The sequence below is a fragment of the Streptomyces sp. NPDC002125 genome, assembly GCF_053593715.1.
On the sequence record NZ_JBSFDD010000001.1, the window covers coordinates 84,874 to 104,599 of the forward strand.

Annotated in this window: 18 protein-coding genes and 1 pseudogene; 6 read left to right on the top strand and 13 right to left on the bottom strand. The window is 70.0% G+C overall.

Annotated elements, in window-relative coordinates; translation table 11 throughout:
• Positions 1–8 precede the first annotated feature (8 nt).
• Positions 9–854, top strand: a complete 846-nt coding sequence (locus ACWCQM_RS00355) for an SAM-dependent methyltransferase (protein WP_450913188.1) — start codon at positions 9–11, stop codon at positions 852–854.
• Positions 855–857: 3 nt separating this feature from the next.
• Here the strand turns inward: ACWCQM_RS00355 and ACWCQM_RS00360 are convergent, their stop codons facing one another.
• Both ACWCQM_RS00360 and ACWCQM_RS00365 read right to left on the bottom strand, forming a co-directional pair.
• Complete coding sequence (locus ACWCQM_RS00360; RefSeq protein ID WP_450913189.1) at positions 858–1,379, bottom strand: hypothetical protein; 522 nt, start codon at positions 1,377–1,379, stop codon at positions 858–860.
• A 114-nt stretch (positions 1,380–1,493) separates the two neighbouring features.
• Positions 1,494–2,933: a gamma-aminobutyraldehyde dehydrogenase gene (locus ACWCQM_RS00365; RefSeq protein WP_450913190.1), complete on the bottom strand. Its 1,440-nt coding sequence runs from the start codon at positions 2,931–2,933 to the stop codon at positions 1,494–1,496.
• A 162-nt stretch (positions 2,934–3,095) separates the two neighbouring features.
• On the opposite strand from ACWCQM_RS00365, the gene ACWCQM_RS00370 reads away from it, so the two are divergent.
• From ACWCQM_RS00370 to ACWCQM_RS00390, 5 genes are all read left to right on the top strand, one after another.
• Entirely contained in the window at positions 3,096–3,602 is a 507-nt protein-coding gene (locus ACWCQM_RS00370; RefSeq protein ID WP_450913191.1) for an Lrp/AsnC family transcriptional regulator, read from the top strand.
• Positions 3,587–4,966, top strand: coding sequence for an aspartate aminotransferase family protein (locus ACWCQM_RS00375; RefSeq protein WP_450913192.1), 1,380 nt, complete (start codon positions 3,587–3,589; stop codon positions 4,964–4,966). Before ACWCQM_RS00370 ends, ACWCQM_RS00375 begins: the two co-directional genes overlap by 16 nt.
• A 218-nt stretch (positions 4,967–5,184) precedes the next feature.
• Complete coding sequence (locus tag ACWCQM_RS00380; RefSeq protein ID WP_450913193.1) at positions 5,185–5,922, top strand: ABC transporter ATP-binding protein; 738 nt, start codon at positions 5,185–5,187, stop codon at positions 5,920–5,922.
• Positions 5,904–7,067, top strand: coding sequence for a hypothetical protein (locus ACWCQM_RS00385; protein ID WP_450913194.1), 1,164 nt, complete (start codon positions 5,904–5,906; stop codon positions 7,065–7,067). Before ACWCQM_RS00380 ends, ACWCQM_RS00385 begins: the two co-directional genes overlap by 19 nt.
• A gap of 35 nt (positions 7,068–7,102) precedes the next feature.
• Positions 7,103–8,221, top strand: coding sequence for an LOG family protein (locus ACWCQM_RS00390; protein WP_450913195.1), 1,119 nt, complete (start codon positions 7,103–7,105; stop codon positions 8,219–8,221).
• A gap of 22 nt (positions 8,222–8,243) precedes the next feature.
• Here ACWCQM_RS00390 and ACWCQM_RS00395 read toward each other — a convergent pair.
• From ACWCQM_RS00395 to tsf, 11 genes and pseudogenes are all read right to left on the bottom strand, one after another.
• Positions 8,244–8,360: pseudogene (locus ACWCQM_RS00395) on the bottom strand (SRPBCC family protein); the annotation flags it as partial.
• Positions 8,361–8,437: 77 nt separating this feature from the next.
• The gene (locus ACWCQM_RS00400; RefSeq protein WP_450913196.1) at positions 8,438–9,460 is read right to left on the bottom strand and encodes an ABC transporter ATP-binding protein; all 1,023 of its coding nucleotides are present in this window, start codon (positions 9,458–9,460) and stop codon (positions 8,438–8,440) included.
• A gap of 2 nt (positions 9,461–9,462) precedes the next feature.
• Positions 9,463–11,091, bottom strand: coding sequence for an ABC transporter permease (locus ACWCQM_RS00405; protein WP_450913622.1), 1,629 nt, complete (start codon positions 11,089–11,091; stop codon positions 9,463–9,465).
• A 26-nt stretch (positions 11,092–11,117) separates the two neighbouring features.
• Positions 11,118–12,215, bottom strand: a complete 1,098-nt coding sequence (locus tag ACWCQM_RS00410) for a thiamine ABC transporter substrate-binding protein (protein ID WP_450913197.1) — start codon at positions 12,213–12,215, stop codon at positions 11,118–11,120.
• Positions 12,216–12,575: 360 nt separating this feature from the next.
• Positions 12,576–13,682 (bottom strand): 23S rRNA (adenine(2503)-C(2))-methyltransferase RlmN, encoded by a 1,107-nt coding sequence (rlmN, locus tag ACWCQM_RS00415; protein WP_073745767.1) that lies wholly within the window; start codon positions 13,680–13,682, stop codon positions 12,576–12,578.
• 313 nt (positions 13,683–13,995) lie between these two features.
• On the bottom strand, positions 13,996–15,264 hold the full coding sequence (locus ACWCQM_RS00420; RefSeq protein WP_450913198.1) for a hypothetical protein: 1,269 nt from the start codon (positions 15,262–15,264) through the stop codon (positions 13,996–13,998).
• Positions 15,265–15,402: 138 nt separating this feature from the next.
• Positions 15,403–15,915 (bottom strand): SigE family RNA polymerase sigma factor, encoded by a 513-nt coding sequence (locus ACWCQM_RS00425; protein WP_450913199.1) that lies wholly within the window; start codon positions 15,913–15,915, stop codon positions 15,403–15,405.
• A 235-nt stretch (positions 15,916–16,150) separates the two neighbouring features.
• Complete coding sequence (locus tag ACWCQM_RS00430) at positions 16,151–17,239, bottom strand: phosphatidate cytidylyltransferase (protein ID WP_450913200.1); 1,089 nt, start codon at positions 17,237–17,239, stop codon at positions 16,151–16,153.
• Positions 17,239–17,796 (bottom strand): ribosome recycling factor, encoded by a 558-nt coding sequence (gene frr, locus ACWCQM_RS00435; RefSeq protein WP_031100531.1) that lies wholly within the window; start codon positions 17,794–17,796, stop codon positions 17,239–17,241. Before frr ends, ACWCQM_RS00430 begins: the two co-directional genes overlap by 1 nt.
• A 115-nt stretch (positions 17,797–17,911) precedes the next feature.
• Positions 17,912–18,688: a UMP kinase gene (gene pyrH / locus ACWCQM_RS00440; RefSeq protein ID WP_450913201.1), complete on the bottom strand. Its 777-nt coding sequence runs from the start codon at positions 18,686–18,688 to the stop codon at positions 17,912–17,914.
• A gap of 158 nt (positions 18,689–18,846) precedes the next feature.
• Positions 18,847–19,683 (bottom strand): translation elongation factor Ts, encoded by an 837-nt coding sequence (tsf, locus tag ACWCQM_RS00445; RefSeq protein WP_450913202.1) that lies wholly within the window; start codon positions 19,681–19,683, stop codon positions 18,847–18,849.
• Positions 19,684–19,726 lie beyond the last annotated feature (43 nt).

The window sequence follows — 19,726 nt, forward strand, 5'->3', positions numbered from 1 at the left end:
CCGGCATCATGGGCGGGTCCGCACCGTCAGTGATTCCAGGAGCAGAAGTGACCGACCCCGGCCCCCGCACCGCGCCAGCCCGTGTCCGTGCCGACATCGCCCACAACGCCCGGGTGTGGAACTACTGGCTGGGCGGGGCCGACCACTATCCCGTGGACCGTGTGGTCGGCGACCGGGTCACCGGCCTGTATCCCAGCATCGGTGAAGTGGCCCGCGCAGACCGGGCGTTCCTGGGACGGGTGGTGCGCCATCTGGCCGGTGACGCGGGCATCGGCCAATTCCTGGACATAGGCACCGGGCTGCCGAGCGCGGACAACACCCATGAGGTCGCCCAGCACACCGCGCCCGACGCCCGTGTGGTCTACGTCGACAACGACCCGACCGTCCTGGCGCACGCGCGCTCGCTGCTCAGCAGCTCGCCCGAGGGCGCCACGGAGTACGTCGACGCGGACGCCCGGGACCCGCGGCGGATCCTGAGCGCCGCCGAGGGCACCCTCGATCTGCGGCGCCCGGTCGCGGTGATGATGCTCGGCATCCTCAACTTCGTGCTGGACACGGACGAGGCGCGGAGCATCGTGAGGACGCTGATGGACGCGCTGCCCTCCGGCAGCCATCTGGTGCTGACGCATCCCACGCTGGAGCTGGGCGGCGAGGGCAACGAGGAGGCGATGGCCTTCTGGAACAAGAACGCCACCCCGCCGATCACCGCCCGCAGCCGGACCGAGTTCGCCTCGTTCCTGGACGGCCTGGACATCCTGGAACCGGGCATCGTCTCCTGCTCCCGCTGGCGGGCGCCCGCCGTCGCCCGGAACCCCGAGGTGGCGCAGTTCGGCGCGGTGGGCCGGAAGCCCTGAGGGTCAGGCAGGCACCGCAGTCGCCGTCGTGGCAGCCGTCTCCAGACGCTTGATCATGCGGCGCACGACGAGCAGCGGGATGATCCCGAACACTCCGAAGGACATGTCGATGACGGTCCACCAGAAGGGGATGTCCCGGATCGGCCCGCAGATCAGGGCGAGCGGGATGATCCCGGCGCAGGCGATCATGCCGAACTCGATCACCCAGATGTTGCGGACCGGGTCACGGTAGGGACCGTAGAACGCGACGGCGATGACGAGGTGGGCGAAGGCCAGCCAGTCGGTGCCGTACAGCACGAAGGGATAGTCCGCGTCGGCCTCGTCGAGGCCGGCCCGCACCCTGCCGATCCACTCGGTCAGCGACGGGAGGTGCTCGGGAACGGGGGAGGCGGAGGAGTTCAACAGGTCCTCGGCCCAGCGGAGTTCGGTGACCAGCGGGAAGGCCGTGAGGCCGCTGAGCACCAGACAGACGATGAAGACGACCAACCACACGCGTATGCGCCGCAAGAGGGCTCGCTCGCTCATGCCCGCAGCGTACGCCCGCCATGAACACGTTCAAATCTGGGGGTACGCGGAACGGCCCCGGACAGGGTCCGGGGCCGTTCCCGCAACTGATGCCGCTTCCGCGGAGGAGCGGTGTCAGTCGTCCAGGGACGTCATGACGTGCTTGATCCGGGTGTAGTCCTCGAAGCCGTACGCAGAGAGGTCCTTGCCGTAGCCGGACTTCTTGAACCCGCCGTGCGGCATCTCCGCGACGAGCGGGATGTGGGTGTTGATCCACACGCAGCCGAAGTCGAGCTTCTTGGACATGCGCATCGCGCGGGAGTGGTCCTTGGTCCACACCGAGGAGGCCAGGGCGTACTCGACGCCGTTGGCGTACTCCACGGCCTGGGCCTCGTCACTGAAGGACTGGACGGTGATGACGGGCCCGAAGACCTCGTGCTGGATGATCTCGTCGTCCTGCCGGAGACCCGAGACGACGGTCGGGGCGTAGAAGTAGCCCTTGTCGCCGACCCGGTGGCCGCCCGCCTCGACCTTGGCGTGTGCCGGGAGCCGCTCGATGAACCCGGCGACCTGGGCGAGCTGGTTGGCGTTGTTGAGCGGGCCGTACAGCACGTCCTCGTCGTCCGGCAGGCCGGTCTTCGTGTCGGCCGCCGCCTTGGCGAGTGCGGTGACGAACTCGTCGTGGATGGACTCGTGGACCATGACGCGGGTGGCCGCCGTACAGTCCTGGCCTGCGTTGAAGTAACCGGCCATGGAGATGCCTTCGACGGCCTTGGCGATGTCGGTGTCCTCGAACACGACGACGGGTGCCTTGCCGCCGAGCTCCAGGTGGACCCGCTTGACGTCCTTGGCCGCGGACTCGGCGACCTGCATGCCGGCCCGTACGGAGCCGGTGATGGAGGCCATCGCCGGGGTGGGGTGCTCGACCATCGCGCGGCCGGTCTCACGGTCGCCGCAGATGACGTTGAAGACGCCCTTGGGCAGGATCCGGCCGATGATCTCCGCGATCAGCACGGTCGACGCCGGAGTGGTGTCGGACGGCTTGATGACCACGGTGTTGCCCGCGGCGAGCGCCGGAGCGAACTTCCACACCGCCATCATCATCGGGTAGTTCCACGGCGCGACCTGGGCGCAGACGCCCACCGGCTCGCGCCGGACGATGGAGGTCAGCCCCTCCATGTACTCGCCGGCCGAGCGGCCTTCGAGCAGCCGGGCGGCGCCCGCGAAGAAGCGGATCTGGTCCACCATCGGCGGGATCTCTTCGGTGCGGGTGAGCTCCAGCGGCTTGCCGGTGTTCTCCGACTCGGCCGCGATGAGGTCCTCCGCCCGCTCCTCGAAGGCGTCCGCGATCTTGAGCAGGGCTTTCTGGCGCTCGGCGGGAGTCACGTCGCGCCAGGCGGGGAAGGCCGCGGCGGCGGCCTTCATGGCGGCGTCGACGTCGGCCTGCCCGGAGAGCGGGGAGGTCGCGTAGACCTCTTCCGTCACCGGGTTGACCACGTCGATGGTCCGCCCGTCCGCGGCGTCCCGGAACTCTCCGTCGATGTAGTTGCGCAGGCGGCGCACCTCGGTGGTCACGGCCACCCCTCCTGTCGGCTGTCCAATGGGTGAGACTTCCACCCTAGACCGTTCGGTGACGCTTTCGACATACCCACCCGCCGATTCCTTCGGATTCAGTCAGATTCAGGCATGCAGACAACGAATTTCATTGATTCAGGCTTGCCAGACAGACGAGTAGCAGTGCACAGTGGGGATGTGGCCAGCCGTAGCGGAGACTCCAGGACCGGGAGCGGATCGGCACCAGCCGTCGATGCCGTGTCCCTCGCAATCATCGAGCAGCTCCAGGAGGACGGACGCCGTCCGTACGCCGCGATAGGCAAGGCCGTGGGCCTGTCCGAAGCGGCCGTGCGCCAGCGCGTCCAGAAGCTGCTCGACCAGGGCGTGATGCAGATCGTTGCCGTCACGGACCCGCTCACCGTGGGACTCCGGCGTCAGGCGATGGTCGGCATCAACGTCGAGGGGGACCTCGACCCCGTGGCCGAGGCCCTGTCGGCCATGGCCGAGTGCGAGTACGTGGTGATGACCGCGGGCTCCTTCGACCTCATGGTGGAGATCGTCTGCGAGGACGACGACCACCTGCTGGAGACGATCAACAAACGCATCCGGGCCATACCCGGTGTGCGCTCCACCGAGAGCTTCGTCTACCTCAAGCTCAAGAAGCAGACCTATATGTGGGGAACCCGATAGCCGTGAGCAAGGACCTCAGCCGTACCGCGTACGACCACCTGTGGATGCACTTCACCCGCATGTCGGACTACGAGAACGCGCCCGTTCCCACCATCGTGCGTGGCGAGGGCACCTACATCTACGACGACAAGGGCAAGCGCTACCTCGACGGCCTCTCCGGCCTGTTCGTCGTCAACGCCGGACACGGCCGGCACGAGCTCGCCGAGACGGCGTACAAGCAGGCGCAGGAACTGGCCTTCTTCCCGGTGTGGTCGTACGCCCACCCCAAGGCCGTCGAGCTCGCGGAGCGACTGGCCCACCACGCCCCCGGCGACCTCAACAAGGTCTTCTTCACCACGGGCGGCGGCGAGGCCGTGGAGACGGCCTGGAAGCTGGCCAAGCAGTACTTCAAGCTCAAGGGCAAGCCGACCAAGTACAAGGTCATCTCCCGCGCGGTCGCCTATCACGGCACCCCGCAGGGCGCCCTGTCGATCACCGGACTGCCCGCGCTCAAGGCCCCGTTCGAGCCGCTGGTCCCCGGCGCGCACAAGGTGCCGAACACCAACATCTACCGCGCGCCGCTGTTCGGCGACGACCCGGAGGCCTTCGGCCGCTGGGCCGCCGACCAGATCGAGCAGCAGATCCTCTTCGAGGGCCCGGACACGGTCGCCGCGGTCTTCCTGGAGCCCGTGCAGAACGCCGGCGGCTGCTTCCCGCCGCCGCCCGGGTATTTCCAGCGGGTCCGGGAGATCTGCGACCAGTACGACGTGCTGCTCGTCTCCGACGAGGTCATCTGCGCCTTCGGCCGCCTCGGCACGATGTTCGCCTGCGACAAGTTCGGCTACGTGCCCGACATGATCACCTGCGCCAAGGGCATGACGTCGGGCTACTCCCCCATAGGGGCCTGCATCATCTCCGACCGGCTGGCCGAGCCGTTCTACCAGGGCGACAACACCTTCCTGCACGGCTACACCTTCGGCGGCCACCCGGTGTCCGCGGCGGTCGGCCTCGCCAACCTCGACATCTTCGAGCGCGAGGGCCTCAACCAGCACGTCCTGGACAACGAGAACGCCTTCCTGACGACGCTCCAGAAGCTGCACGACCTGCCGATCGTCGGCGACGTCCGCGGCAACGGCTTCTTCTACGGCATCGAGCTGGTGAAGGACAAGGCCACCAAGGAGACCTTCACCGACGAGGAGACCGAGCGCGTCCTGTACGGCTTCCTCTCCAAGGCGCTGTACGAGAACGGTCTCTACTGCCGGGCCGACGACCGCGGCGACCCGGTCGTCCAGCTCGCACCGCCGCTGATCTCCGACCAGTCGACCTTCGACGAGATCGAGGGCATTCTGCGCGGCGTCCTGACGGAGGCCTGGACGAAGCTCTGACCGACGGCTCCCGCTGCCGGCGAGAGCCCGCGCGGCAGTCATTTCATACGGTCCGCACGGCCCGGATGCACCCGTTCGAGTGAGAAGGGGAGCATCCGGGCCGCGTACTGTCCCGACACCCCGGTTCGGCTGCCTAGCGTGCCGAGTGACCGATCGGCCTTGACCTCGTTCCCCCATACGGGGGAATGGGAAATCTGATCCGAACCGAGGTGTACGCCATGGTGGCCCCGCCCGACAACGACGTGATCTGGGCACGTTCCCTGCACCACTCCCACAACGGCTCCCCGGGACTCGGCGGTGTCTCCCTCGGCGTCCGCGACGGCGAGATCCTCGCCGTGACCGGGCCGCGAGGGAGCGGCAAGACAACGCTCCTGCACTGTCTCTCCGGCCAGCTGGTGCCCGATCAGGGCGAGGTCTGGTTCAACAGCGTCCCCGTGCACACCATGGGCCCCCGGCTGCGCGAGCAGCTGCGCCGGGACAGATTCGGCTGGATCGCGGCCGAGCCGCAGCTCGTGCCCGAGCTCAACACCTGGGAGAACGCCGCCCTGCCGCTGCTGCTGCGGGGCGTCTCCCACCGGCAGGCGAAGAAGGCGGCCACCGAGTGGCTGGAGCGGCTGGACATCGGCCCGCTCGCCAGGAAGCGGCCCCACGCGCTGCTCCAGTCCCAGCGCCAGCGGATCTCCGTGGCCCGCGCGCTGGCCGCCTCACCGTCCGTGATCTTCGCGGACGAGCCGACGGCGACACTGCACCACGCAGAGCGCGCCCAGCTGCTGCGCACCCTGACCACGGCGGCGCGCTCGCACGGCATCACCGTCGTGCTCGCCACCCACGACCCGGAGGTCGCCGCCCTGGGGGACCGTGTGGTCTCGCTGCTGGACGGCCGCCGCGTCAACACCGTCTCCCTGCCCTCCGCGTCCGATACGGAAGGCCGCTCGGCGTGCTCGCTCTCCGTCTGACCCGCGGCTCGCATCCCCTGGTCCTGATGCGGCGGCTGCTTCTCGCCGCCGCGTCGGCGGGGGTCGGCTTCCTGCTCCTGTGCACCCTGGGATACGCCTCCGGGCACCCGGCACACGCCTCCGGTTCCGTCCTGCGGCTGCTCTGGTGCGCCGTGCCGCTGGCCGCGACCGTCCAGTTCGCGGTCGCCGTCGCGCGTACGGATCCGAGCACGCGTCCGCGGCCCGGTCTCTTCGCCGCCGGTCTCGGGCCGGCACGTCTCTCCCTGCTCGCGGCGATCTCGACGGCGGTGTCCACCACGCTCGGGTCGGTGGTGGCGCTGCTCTTCTTCCTGCATCTGCGCGGCGATCTGACCGGGCTGCCGTTCGACGGGGGCGCGGCCGAGTTCCTGGGCGCGGGCACCCCGCTGCCGCTCGCCGCCGCGCTGATGCTGCTGGCCCTGGTGCCGCTGGCCGCTTCGGCGGCCGGCGGGCTGGCCCTGCGGTCCAGGCAGGTCGCGCCCTCCGAGGCGCAGGAGGCCGAGGACGATCTCGCGCCCGCCCCGGCGCCGACGGGCCTGCCCTGGGGGGTGGCGCTCACGGCGGCCGGACTCGCGGTCGAGGCGTACGCGAGCCGCGGCTCGGCGGGCAGCCCCCTCCCGCTGCCCGGGCGGCTGGACGCCACCCCCGCGGCGGTGCTCGTGGGCTGGACCCTGACCGCGATCGGCCTGGCGATGGCGGGGCCCGGTCTCACCCATCTCTGTGGACGGCTGCTCCAGGCCGTGCGCCCGGGAGCCGTGCGGCTGCTGGCCGGCCGGGTGCTGATGGACGAGGCGTCCCGGATCGGCCGGCCGCTCGGGGTGGTCTGCGCGGTGCTGTCGGGGGTGATCGCGGCGTCCGTGCTGTACACCGGCGGCCCGCGCCCCTTCGGCCCGCTGACCGCGCTCGGCGCCGTACTCGTCGTCGGCTGCACCACCGCCACGCTGATGACCTCCGCGCTGGAGGCCAGGCAGGCCCGCGCCCGTACGGCCAGGACCCTGCTGCGGCTCGGCGCCCCGGCCTCCGCGCTGCGGTCCGCCGCAGCGCTGCGGGCGGTGGCGCTGCTGGTCGTCTTCGCCCCGCTGACCTGGGCGATCGCGGTGCTGGCGGCACTGCCCCTGACGGAGTGAAACCTTCCGCCGAAGCCGGTACGTAGCATGGCGGCGTGGAGAATCCGGACGAGAACACCTACGCACCCGGCGTCGAGATCGAGACGCTCGCCGCATTCGATCAGGCGGTGGCGGCCGGGACCCTGGCCGGCCACCGCGTCCAGTCCGTCGACCTGACGGACCGGGCCGAGGCCCTGCTCACGACCGACACCCGGGGCGCTGTCTTCCTCGGCAGCCGCATGGAGCCCCGCGCGGAGGCGAAGATACGGGCGGACGGCGCCTTCGTCTTCCCACCGGTGCCGGGTCTGCCCTTCGACCCGTACCGCGGACTGCTCTACAGCCCCGAGGCGCTGTACGAAGGGCTCGGACGGGGTGGTTACGCGGCGACGCCGGACGCCCGCGCCTACGCCTGGTTCCAGCTGACCAAGTCGAACGGTGACGTCTTCGCGTCGATGCTGCGGGCGCTCCACGACGACGCGGTCTCCGACGCGCTGGACGAACACCTCGCCGGTGCCCGGGTGGTGGGCGTCATGGGCGGCCACGCGATGGCCCGGGGAACCGAGGAGTACGCCGGTGCCGCCACGCTCGGCAGGGAGCTGGCCCGCAGCGGTCTCACGGTCGCCACGGGCGGTGGTCCGGGCGCGATGGAGGCGGCCAATCTGGGCGCGTACTCCGCTCCGTACTCCGACGCGATGCTGCTCAAGGCCTGCGAACTCCTCGCCACCGCACCCTCGTTCAGCCCCTCGGTCACGGACTGGGCGACGGCGGCCTTCGAGGTGAGGGAGCGCTGGCCGGACGGCGGCACCTCGGTCGCGATCCCCACCTGGTTCTACGGACACGAGCCGCCGAACGCCTTCGCGGACCACATCGCCAAGTACTTCGCGAACGCCCTGCGCGAGGACGGGCTGCTGGCCCGCTCGACGGCGGGTGTGATCTTCCTGCCCGGCGCCGCGGGGACCGTGCAGGAGATCTTCGACAACGCGACGCCGAACTACTACGAGTCGCGCTCCGCGCCCACACCGATGGTGCTGGTGAACCGCGCGCACTGGACGGAGAAGCTGCCCGCGTGGCCGCTGCTGAGCGCGCTCGCGGCGGACCGCGCGATGGAGTCCCGCATCGCGCTCGTCGACACGGTGGAGGAGGCGGCCGGGGCGCTGGCCCGGCTGGGCGGCTGAGCGGGCCGCCGCCCCGGGGAGCTCAGCGGGCGGCGAGCCGGGTGTCGAGGGCGTCGAAGAAGGCCTCCCAGCCGTCCTCGGCCGCCGCGTACTGCTCGGGTGTGAGGTTGCCGCCGCGCTGCCGGAAGACCATCTCGGTGGACGTGCGGCTCCTCTCGGTGAGGGTCGACGCCCCGTCCAGAGGACCGGCTCCGGTGAAGGCCGCCACCGGGCGGGTCAGGCCGGGGGAAGCACCACCGTCTCCGCCGGGTCGAAGGCCACGCCCACCTCGGCCCCCTCGTCCGGGGTGTCCCGCAGGCCGCACTCGGCCTCCAGCGGCGGGCCGTCCGCGGGGTGCAGGACGACGGTGACGTGGTGGCCGCGGAAGGTCCGGGCTCCCACCGTGCAGCGCAGGCCGTCCTTCGGGCTCCCGATCCGCACTCCGCCCGGCCGCACGAGCAGCTCGCGCTCCCCCTGGGGCGAGCCTTCGGGCACCGGGACCTTGCCCCAGGCCGTGTCGGCGGCGGTGCCGGTGACCGTCGCGGCCACCAGGTTGTCGAAGCCCAGGAAGCGGGCGACGAAGGCCGAAGCGGGGCGCTGCCAGACCTCCAGCGGGGTGCCCGTCTGGGCGATGCGGCCGTCCCGCATGACCACGACGCGGTCGGCCAGCGCGAAGGCCTCGCCCTGGTCGTGGGTGACGGCGAGCACGGTGGTGCCGAGGCGGCCGAAGAGGGTGCGCAGTTCGACGACGAGCCGCTCCCGCAGGCTCCGGTCCAGCTGGCCCAGCGGTTCGTCCAGCATCAGGAGCTTGGGCCGGGGCGCCAGCGCGCGGGCGAGGGCCACGCGCTGCTGCTCGCCACCGGACAGGGCGGCGACGGCCCGGTGCCCGGCCCCGGGCAGGCCGACCAGATCCAGGAGTTCCGCGGCCCTGCGATCACGTTCGGCGCGGGGCATGCCGTGCATCCGCAGGCCGAAGGCGACGTTCGCGGCGACATCCCGGTGCGGGAAGAGCTGGTGGTCCTGGAACATCAGGCCGAGCCCGCGCCGGTGCACGGGCAGCGGGGCCTGGTCGACGCCGTCCAGCAGCACCCGCCCGCCGTCCAGGGACTGGAGCCCGGCCACGGCCCGCAGCAGCGTCGACTTGCCGCTGCCGCTGGGGCCCAGCACACAGACGGTCTCGTGGTCCGCGACCCGGAGGTCCACGGCGTCCAGCGCGGTCCGCTCCCCGAACCGGACGGTGGCCGACTCCACTGCCAGCATCTCTAGAACTCCCCTGATCGGTCGGTGCGGATACGTTCGAGAAGGAGCAGCGAGACCGCGCAGACGAGCATCAGAATCGTGCTGAGGGCCATCGCCTGGCCGTAGTTGAGCTCTCCGGAACGCCCCAGCAGCCGGGCCACGGCGACCGGCAGGGTGGGATTGTCGGGGCGGGCGATGAACACGGTCGCGCCGAACTCCCCGAGCGACACGGCAAAGGCGAAGCCCGCGGCGACCAGTACCGCCCTGCGCACCAGCGGCAGGTCCACCTCGCGCCAGGCCCGCAGCGGCGACGCGCCGAGGACGGCGGCGGCCTCGCGCAGCCGGTCGTCGACCGCGCGCAGGACGGGCAGCATGGTACGTACGACGAAGGGAACGCCGACGAGGGCCTGGGCGAGCGGGACGAGGATCCAGGACGTACGCAGATCGAGCGGCGGCTCGTCGAGCGTGATCAGGAAGCCGAAGCCGACCGTGACGGCGGACACTCCGAGCGGCAGCATCAGCAGCGCGTCGAAGCCCCGTACGAGCCTGCCTCCCCGCCGGCTCAGGGCGGCTGCCGCCAGGCCGCCGATCAGCAGGGCGATGAGGGTCGCGACGGCGGCGTAGCGCAGGGAGTTGCCGATGGCGTCGAGCGGCGGCACCAGAAAGGTGGAGCCGTTGGCGTCGGCGGACTGCAGCGCGCGGTAGAAGCCGAGGCCGTAGCCGCCGGAGGTGTCGAAGGACCGTTCCACCAGCACGCCGAGCGGCAGCAGGATCAGCACGAGCACGGTCAGCAGTACGCCCCCGAGCAGCGCCCGCTGTCCGGCGCCCCGGGGCGGCCGGGAGGTCTGCGCCGGGTCGACGAGCTTCAGGGCCGTCTCCCTGCGCCGCACGGTCCAGGCGTGCACGGCGAGGACCGCGCCGACCGCGGCGAACTGCACGAGGGTCAGCACGGCGGCCGTCGGAAGGTCGAGCAGCTGCGCGGTCTGCCGGTAGATCTCCACCTCCAGCGTGGAGTACGCCGGACCGCCGAGGATCTGGACGACTCCGAAGGAGGTGAACGTGAAGAGGAAGACCATCAGCGCGGCGGCGGCCACCGCCGGGCCGAGCGCGGGCAGCGTCACCCGCCGCCAGGCGGCCAGGCGTCCCGCCCCGAGCACCCGGGCGGCCTCCTCCTGACGGGGGTCGAGCTGGGACCACAGGCCGCCCACGGTCCGTACGACGACGGCGTAGTTGAAGAACACATGGGCGAGCAGGATCGCCCACACGGTGGTGTCGAGCCGGACGCCCCAGAGCTCGTCGAGGAACCCTCCGCGCCCCAGCAGCGCCAGGAACGCGGTGCCCACCACGACGGTCGGCAACACGAACGGCACGGTCACGACGGCGCGCAGGACCTGCTTGCCCGGGAAGTCGAAGCGGGCGAACACATAGGCGCCGGGCAGGGCGATCACCAGGGTGAGGGCGGTGGAGGCGAGGGCCTGCCAGGTGGTGAACCAGAGGACGTCGAGGATGTCCGGCCGGCTCAGCACCGTGCCGATCCGGCCGAACTGCCAGACGCCGTCCGTCCTCAGCCCCCGGCCGACGATCGCGGCGACGGGGTAGGCGAAGAACAGCGCGAAGAACGCGACGGGCAGGGCCGTCAGGCCCAGCCGCACCGCGTTCCCGCGCCGGGGCCGGGCGGCTACTTCACGACGAGCGAGGACCACGACTGGACCCACTGCTCACGGTTCTTGGCGATCTTCTCCGGTGCCACGGTCGCCGGTTCGTCGACGACGGCGCCGAACTCGGTGAAGAGCTCGGGCAGCTCCGCGTCCTTCGCCACCGGGTTCACGAACATGTTCAGCGGCATGTCCTCCTGGAACTGCTTGCTGATCAGGAAGTCCAGCAGCGCCTTGCCGCCCTTCTCGTTCTTCGCGCCGTCCAGCAGACCGGCGAACTCGATCTGGCGGAAGCAGGTGCCGGTGGCGACGCCGGTCGGGGCCTCGGTGGGCTGCGGGTCGGCGTAGAGCACCTCGACGGGCGGGCTCGACGCGTACGAGACGACGAGGGGCCGGTCCGCCTTGGCCTTCCTGCCGCCCGCGGAGCCGGAGAACTCCTCGTTGTACGCCTGCTCCCAGCCGTCGACGACCTTGACGCCGTTGCTCTTCAGCTTCTTCCAGTAGTCCTGGTAGCCGGTCTCGCCGTAGGTGGCGACGGTGCCGAGGAGGAAGCCGAGGCCGGGCGAGGAGGTCGCGGCGTTCTCGGTGACGAGGAGGTTCTTGTACGCGGGCTTCAGCAGGTCGTCGAAGGACTTCGGCGGGTCGAGCTTCTTGTCGGCGAAGTACTTCTTGTCGTAGTTGACGCAGATGTCGCCGGTGTCGACGGGCGTCACCCGGTGCTCGTCCGCGTCGAGCCGGGTGCCGGCCGCCACGCGGTCGAGGCCCTTGGCCTCGTACGGCGTGAACAGGCCGTTGTCCAGGGCGCGGGAGAGCAGCGTGTTGTCGACGCCGAAGAACACGTCGCCGCGCGGGGAGCCCTTGGTCAGGATCTCCTGGTTGAGCGCGGCTCCGGCGTCACCGCTCTTGAGCACCTTGACCGTGTAGCCGGTCTCCTTGGTGAACGCCTTCAGCACGGCGTCGGACGCGTTGAACGAGTCGTGGCTGACCAGGGTGACGGTCTTGGAGTCCCCGTCCCCCGACCCACCGGACGCCTTGCCGTCGGAACCGCCGCAGCCGGCGAGCACACAGACGCCGAGCGCGGCGGCGAGCGCCGTCGCCCCGTACCTCGTGGTGGTGTTCATATGATTCCTCCTGGAAGTGACCAGGAAGAGACGCGGCCCCACCCGCTCGGTGAGCGGGCAGGGCGCAACAGCTTGAGTAAGGTCCGAACTTCCTACCCGGAATGACCCGGGCGAGGTTCAGAGGGTCTGCGGCCGACCTGTCCTCGGTGCCGCACTCTCAGCGCTGTGGCGCTCCCCTGTCGGAATATGAAGTTGATTTCGGGGCCAGGCTACACCGGCCCGAACGCGCCGGACCGGCCGGATACCGCCGGTCCGCCCCGGTCTCCACCGTGGTCGGACGCCCCGGTCTCCACCGTGGTCGGACGCCGCCGGTTCCGCCCTGCCCTCCGGCGGGACGGCGCCCGGCCGGCCTCCTCCCGCTCAGCGCTCGGAGGCCGCCAGCTGACCGCAGGCGCCGTCGATCTCCTGGCCACGGGTGTCCCGGACGGTGACCGGCACGCCGTGGGCGGCGATCGCCTCGACGAACGCCTTCTCGTCCTCGGGCCGCGAAGCGGTCCACTTGGACCCCGGCGTCGGGTTCAGCGGGATGAGGTTGACGTGTACCCGCTTGCCCTTGAGCAGCCGGCCCAGCCGGTCGCCCCGCCACGCCTGGTCGTTGATGTCGCGGATCAGCGCGTACTCGATGGAGATGCGGCGGCCGGACTTCTCGGCGTACTCCCACGCCGCGTCCAGGACCTCCCGGACCTTCCAGCGGGTGTTCACTGGCACGAGGGTGTCGCGCAGCTCGTCGTCCGGGGCGTGCAGCGAGACCGCGAGGCGGCACTTGAAGCCCTCGTCGGCGAAGCGCAGCATGGCGGGCACCAGACCCACGGTGGAGACCGTGATCCCGCGCTGCGAGAGCCCCAGCCCGTCGGGCTCCGGGTCCGTCAGCCGCCGGATCGCCCCGACGACGCGCTTGTAGTTGGCCAGCGGCTCACCCATGCCCATGAAGACGATGTTGGAGAGCCGGGCGGGCCCGCCGGGAACCTCGCCGTCGCGCAGCGCCCGCATGCCGTCCACGATCTGGTGCACGATCTCGGCGGTCGACAGATTGCGGTCGAGACCCGCCTGCCCGGTCGCACAGAACGGGCAGTTCATCCCGCAGCCCGCCTGTGACGAGATGCACATGGTCACCCGGTCCGGATACCGCATGAGGACGGACTCGACGAGCGTCCCGTCGTGCAGCTTCCAGAGCGTCTTGCGGGTGGTGTCGTCGTCACAGCTGATGTGGCGCATGACCGACATCAGGTCCGGGAACATCGCCTCGGCGAGCTTCTCGCGCGACGCGGCCGGGATGTTGGTCCACTCGGCCGGGTCATGGGCGTACCGCGTGAAGTAGTGCTGCGACAGCTGCTTGGCGCGGAAGGGCTTCTCGCCGGTCGCGGCGACTGCTTCCTTGCGCTCGTCGGGCGTGAGGTCGGCGAGGTGCCGCGGCGGCCGCTTGGCTCCACGGGGCGCGACGAAAGTGAGTTCTCCGGGCTTAGGCATGGTTCTTCCAGTGTTACAGACACGCCGAGGTCGTAGAGACCTCAGCCGGTTCGGAGAGGGTGATTCAGGGCGCCCCCGGCTGCCGTCGGTCGTCACCTGTCGACGTCGGAGGGCAGTGAGAGCTCGGCGGGGGCCCGGAAACCCGCTCGGACCGTGACCGATCACACGATGGCCCGTGCACGGCCGGCTGCGAGTGGCTCGGCGAAGGAAATGCGGCCCGGTACTGCCACCATGGCGTAGATCACCCGCCCGACGGGAGGCATTCCGCGCGGCCGTCGCCCGGGAACGCCTCCGGCCGGGCCGGGGGTGAGACCTACTTCAGCGTCTGCCACACCTCGTCGGTCGCGATCACCGACAGCTGGGCCTTGGTGAGCGGGGGCGCGGAGAGCACCGGAGCCCTGTTCGGATACTCAGCGTTGTACGAGGTGACTGTGACCCGCAGGCCCTTCGCGGTCACGGTTTCGGCCGTCCACCCCACCGTGCCCGCATGCCGGCCGGTCTCGTCCCGGGTGATGACTCTGCCACCGTCCGCAGCGCCGTGGCCCAGCCGTACCCGGAGGAACGTCTTGATCTTCGTCTTCCGGTCGCGGATGATCACGTAGCCTTCGTCGCCGCCCCCGCCCCGGCCAGCCACCTCGTACCCCGCGGGTACCAGGCCGCCGACCGTCTCGAAGACCTCCCAGCTGTTCTGGACACGGCCCGGGCTGGTGAACGCCTCGGCGTCCAAGGTGCCGTGCTTCGTGAACGCCCCCTCCACCACGCCCGCCAGCTCACCCAGCTGGCGAATGCTCAGCGGCGGCTCGTTCCGGGTCGGGGTACCCGTAGGGGAAGGCGCGTTGTACTCGATCGCCTGCAGCAGATAGCCCTCCACCGAGGTCCCTGTGGACTTCCAGATCTTCACCCCGCTGGAGCCACCCCCGACGTACCCCTGCTCGGACTTCCATCCCTTGGCGTTGACCGTGCACATGGAACCGGGCTTGGTCTTGCCACACTTCAGGAGCTGCTGGACCTCAGGATCCTTCGGGTCGACGCGCTCGGCCGAGATGGTGACGAGAGAGGCCCCGTAGCTGTCGTCGAAGACGAGTGAGGCGTCGGCCGCCCCGGGCCCTCCCATGTTGCTTGTGCCCCGCTGCTTGCTGAACGTCGCTTTCGGGAGCACCGGGAGGCTGTTTTCCAGAAGCTTGATCATCTGGTCGGCGCGGGCGCGCAGATAGGTGGTGGAGTCCTCTTCCGGGCCGCTTCCCCTGGTGGCGCCGGGAGTGGGGGAAAAACTTCCATCCGGTTTCGAGGAGGGCGTCGGGGTCGGCGTCGCGCTGGCCACCGAGGCACCGTCACCCCCGAATTCATCCGTGACATACCACCCGGCCGTCCCCAGCACGGCCAGCGTCAGCACTCCTGCGGTCAGCGCCGTGGCACGGCGGGCCGACTTACGGCGGCCTCGAAGCGCCCCCGCTTCGACCAGAGCCCGCCGGTCGGCGTGGAATGTTCCGCCGGTACGCCGCATGATCTCACCGAGGCCGTTCTCGAAGTGGCTCTCGGGGGTGCCTTCGGTGTCGTTCTCGGTGTTGTTCTCGAGGGGCATGCGATTCACCATCTCCAGTCGGCGCCGGTGGGCCGGGGTTGAGGGAGGTCTCTACTGACTCGGATACGGAGGTGCTCATGGCTTCGGCGCGGACGGCTCCCCGCACGATCACGCGTCCGACACCTCCGCGGCGAGGGCTCAGGTTGCGGCGACAAGTTCGGCGAGGCTGCCGCCGAGCTGGGCCCGTAGCCTGACCAGCGCTCGTGAGGCCCGGGTACGTACGGCGGAAGAGCTGATGTTCATGGCATCGGCTGTCTCATCGATGCTGCGGTCCTCCCAGTAGCGGAGCACCACCACGGCCCGGTCCTTCGGCGGCAGCTGCCCGAGCGCCTGGAGCAGCGCCAGCCGCAGCAGCGGATCGCTTCCGGTGACGAGCGGGGCGTCGGGTAGGTCCGCCACCGGTCGTTCGTCGGAGGACCGCCTGCGCCGGTAGGTGAGGAAGGTGCGCACAAGAACCGTCCGGGCGTACGCGGCAGGGTTGTCCACGTGGGACATCCGCCCCCACCTCACATACATCCGCCCCAGCGTCTCCTGCACCAGATCCTCGGCGAGGTAGGTGTCACCACTGGTGAGTAGGCACGCGGAACGGAAAAGATGCCCCGTGAGGCCACCTGCGAACTCGATGAATTCGTCCTCGCGGGACTTTCTCATGCGTTCCCGTCCCCCTTGTCGTCCACTGCGGCCGAGAACTTCAGCCCCCACCTCATCGACGCGCCAACCCCGGTGGAATGTTGCACGGGCCCACTTCCGCAGTCGCTGTGCGTACCTCCGATCCGTGACCGGCACGCACGCCATGGGCCCTCCGAGCGCACTGATGGGGCCCGCCGTCCGGTGGACGGCGGGCCCCATCAGTGCGACCGCGCGACGCGCGAAGTCTCCGGCCGGCTCAGCCGGATCCGACGAACAGCACCAGCAGCAGCCATACGACCGGCGCGCTCGGCAGGAGCGAGTCGAGCCGGTCCATGATGCCGCCGTGGCCCGGCAGCAGGGTGCCCATGTCCTTGATGCCCAGGTCCCGCTTGATCATGGACTCGCCGAGGTCGCCCAGCGTGGCGCTGGCGGCGACCGCGAGGCCCATCAGCAGTCCCTGCCACCAGGTCCCGCCGTCGATCAGGAACTCCATGCACAGGGCACCGGCCGCCATCGCGAAGCCGACCGCGCCGAACAGGCCCTCGCGGGTCTTCCCCGGGCTGATGCGCGGTGCCAGCTTGTGCGTACCGAAGCGCCAGCCGACCGCGTACGCGCCGGTGTCGCTGACCACGGTCAGCAGCAGGAACGTCAGCACCCGCCAGGCGCCGTCGTCCGCGGTGAGCATCATCGTGACGAACGTCGCCAGGAACGGCACGTAGAACACGGAGAAGACCCCGGCCGTCACGTCCTTGAGGTAGCCCTCGGGAGGCTCCGTCATCCGCCACACGAGCACGGCGAGGGCCGTGAGCGCCATGGCGACCCAGGCGCCCTCCGCCTCCCTCACGTAACCGGCGACCACCATCGCGGCACCGCCGACGGCGAGCGGCACGAGGGGGACGTTGATGCCCTTGCGCTCCTTGAGGCGGGAGGTGAGCTCCCAGAGCCCGACCACCACGGCCAGCGCGACCACACCGACGAAGACGGCCTTCACGACGAAGAGCGAGCCGGCGACGAGGACACCGAGACCGAGACCCACCCCTATGGCGGCACGCAGGTCTCGCCCCGCACGCTTCTTGGGCGGCGTGGGGGGCGACAGCGGGGTGGACATGGGCTCCTGCGGCTTCTCGTCACGGAACAGGGGGCCGCTGACGCGCGCGGCGTCCTGGTTCCGGTCGTCGCGGTCGTCAGCGTCTCTACCTGCGTCGGGAACGTCCGGCACGATGGGCATGGGCCGAGTCTGCTGGGCGCCACGCACATCGTATGCAGGACCCGCCGGAGCGGCCCCCATCTCGGGCGCGCCCCAGTAACCGGCTCCCTGCGGGGCGCCCCAGGTGGAGTCGTTCATCAGACTTCGAGCAGCTCGGCTTCCTTGTGCTTGAGCAGCTCGTCCACCTGCGCGACGTACTTCGCGGTGGTGTCGTCGAGCTCCTTCTCCGCGCGGCGGACCTCGTCCTCGCCGGACTCCTTGTCCTTGACGAGCTTGTCGAGCGACTCCTTGGCCTTGCGGCGGATGGAGCGGATCGAGATCTTGGAGTCCTCGGCCTTGGTCTTGGCGACCTTGATGTACTCCTTGCGGCGGTCCTGAGTGAGCTCGGGGAACGTCACGCGGATGATGTTGCCGTCGTTGCTCGGGTTGACGCCGAGGTCGGAGTCACGGATCGCCTGCTCGATGTTGCGCAGCGCGGTCTTGTCGAACGGCGTCACCACGGCCATCCGCGGCTCGGGCACCGAGAACGAGGCCAGCTGGTTGATCGGGGTCAGCGCGCCGTAGTAGTCGGCGACGATCTTGTTGAACATCGCCGGGTGCGCACGGCCGGTACGGATCGCGGCGAAGTCTTCTTTCGCGACCACGACGGCCTTCTCCATCTTCTCCTCGGCCTCGAGGAGGATTTCTTCGATCACCACGTGCTCCTGCGTGTCTTGAACGGACCCGGCATCGTCGGGTCCTGCGGATCCTGCGTCGCGTCCTCACCTGCACGGTGTCCGACCGGCAGGCCGTTGTCCATCTTCTGGGCCGTCAGGCCCGGGTGCTCTCGTCGCTCACCAGCGTGCCGATCTTCTCACCCTTGACCGCGCGGGCGATATTGCCCTCCGTGGTCAGCTCGAAGACGAGGATCGGGAGCTGGTTGTCGCGGCAGAGGGTGATGGCGGTGGCGTCGGCGACCTTGAGGTCGCGGGCGATCACCTCGCCGTACTCCAGGGCGTCGAACTTCACCGCGTCGGGGTTGGTCTTGGGGTCGGAGTCGTAGACCCCGTCCACCCCGTTCTTCCCCATCAGCAGCGCCTGGGCGTCGATCTCCAGGGCGCGCTGGGCGGCGGTCGTGTCGGTGGAGAAGTACGGCATCCCCATGCCGGCACCGAAGATCACGACACGCCCCTTCTCCAGGTGCCGTACGGCGCGGAGCGGGATGTACGGCTCCGCGACCTGGCCCATGGTGATGGCGGTCTGGACGCGTGAGTCGATGCCTTCCTTCTCCAGGAAGTCCTGCAGCGCCAGGCAGTTCATGACCGTGCCGAGCATGCCCATGTAGTCGGACCGCGCCCGGTCCATGCCGCGCTGCTGGAGCTCGGCGCCACGGAAGAAGTTGCCGCCGCCGATCACGATCGCGATCTCGGCGCCGTCGCGCACGACCGCGGCGATCTCGCGGGCGATGGCGTGCACGACGTCGGGGTCGACACCGAGGCCTCCGCCACCGGCGAAAGCCTCGCCGGACAGCTTCAGCATGAAGCGTCCGGAAATCTTGCCGTTGTCGCGCTTGTGGTCACCGTGTGTGGCGTCCGCGCCCTTGTTCATGGAGATTCTCCTCGTGCACATACGAAGAAGGCCATTGCCGGTGGGTCTGTTGTCCCTCAGCGGCAATGGCCTCCTCGTCAGATCTGCGGTCGTCCGGCTGGGTGCGGCCGACGACTGCACCAGACCCTATCGGGGTCCACCGTTGTTCGCGGACGGACTCAGATGCCGACCTTGATGCGCGTGAAGCGCTTCAGGACGACACCGGCCTCGTCCAGGACCTTCTGAACGGACTTCTTGTTGTCGAGCGCGTAGGGCTGACCGAGGAGGGTGGCCTCCTTGAAGAAGCCGTTGACGCGACCCTCGACGATCTTCGGGAGCGCGGCCTCGGGCTTGCCCTCGGCGCGCGTGGTCTCCTCGGCGACGCGGCGCTCGGCCTCGACGACCTCGGCCGGGACGTCCTCGCGGGACAGGTACTTCGGCGCGAAGGCGGCGATGTGCTGCGCGAGGCCCTTGGCCAGCTCGGCGTCGGCCTTGTCCAGCTCGACCATGACGCCGATCTGCGGGGGCAGGTCCGGCATGGTGCGGTGCATGTACACGGAGACGTAAGCGCCCTCGAACTGCGCGAAGCGGTCCAGGACGATCTTCTCGCCGAGGTTGGCGTTGGCCTCGTCCACGTACGCCTGGACGGTCTTGCCGGGCTCGATCTCGGAGGCGAGGAGCGCCTCGATGTCGGCCGGGGAGGTCGCGGCGACGTGCGCGGCGAGCGTGTTGGCGACGGCCTGGAACTTGTCACCCTTGGCGACGAAGTCCGTCTCGCACTTCAGCTCGACCAGGACGCCGGAGGTCTTGTCCTCGGCGACGAGGGAGACGACGGCACCGTTCTCGGCAGAACGGCCCTCGCGCTTGGCGACGCCCTTCTGGCCCTTGATACGGAGCGCCTCGACAGCGCCGTCGACGTTGCCGTCGGCCTCGTCGAGGGCCTTCTTGCAGTCCATCATGCCGGCGCCGGTGAGCTCGCGGAGCTTCTTGACGTCAGCGGCGGTGTAGTTCGCCATGAGTCTGTTTCTCTCTCGAAGTCTGAAAGATCTACGGGTGAAC

What these genes read in the sequence shown, in the direction of transcription:
- ACWCQM_RS00355 (WP_450913188.1), top strand. Translation starts at nt 9, where the DNA reads ATGGGCGGGTCCGCACCGTCAGTGATTCCAGGAGCAGAAGTGACCGAC.
- ACWCQM_RS00360 (WP_450913189.1), bottom strand. Translation starts at nt 1,379, where the DNA reads ATGAGCGAGCGAGCCCTCTTGCGGCGCATACGCGTGTGGTTGGTCGTC.
- ACWCQM_RS00380 (WP_450913193.1), top strand. Translation starts at nt 5,185, where the DNA reads ATGGTGGCCCCGCCCGACAACGACGTGATCTGGGCACGTTCCCTGCAC.
- ACWCQM_RS00400 (WP_450913196.1), bottom strand. Translation starts at nt 9,460, where the DNA reads ATGCTGGCAGTGGAGTCGGCCACCGTCCGGTTCGGGGAGCGGACCGCG.
- ACWCQM_RS00410 (WP_450913197.1), bottom strand. Translation starts at nt 12,215, where the DNA reads ATGAACACCACCACGAGGTACGGGGCGACGGCGCTCGCCGCCGCGCTC.
- rlmN (WP_073745767.1), bottom strand. Translation starts at nt 13,682, where the DNA reads ATGCCTAAGCCCGGAGAACTCACTTTCGTCGCGCCCCGTGGAGCCAAG.
- ACWCQM_RS00420 (WP_450913198.1), bottom strand. Translation starts at nt 15,264, where the DNA reads ATGCCCCTCGAGAACAACACCGAGAACGACACCGAAGGCACCCCCGAG.
- ACWCQM_RS00425 (WP_450913199.1), bottom strand. Translation starts at nt 15,915, where the DNA reads ATGAGAAAGTCCCGCGAGGACGAATTCATCGAGTTCGCAGGTGGCCTC.
- ACWCQM_RS00430 (WP_450913200.1), bottom strand. Translation starts at nt 17,239, where the DNA reads ATGAACGACTCCACCTGGGGCGCCCCGCAGGGAGCCGGTTACTGGGGC.
- pyrH (WP_450913201.1), bottom strand. Translation starts at nt 18,688, where the DNA reads ATGAACAAGGGCGCGGACGCCACACACGGTGACCACAAGCGCGACAAC.
- tsf (WP_450913202.1), bottom strand. Translation starts at nt 19,683, where the DNA reads ATGGCGAACTACACCGCCGCTGACGTCAAGAAGCTCCGCGAGCTCACC.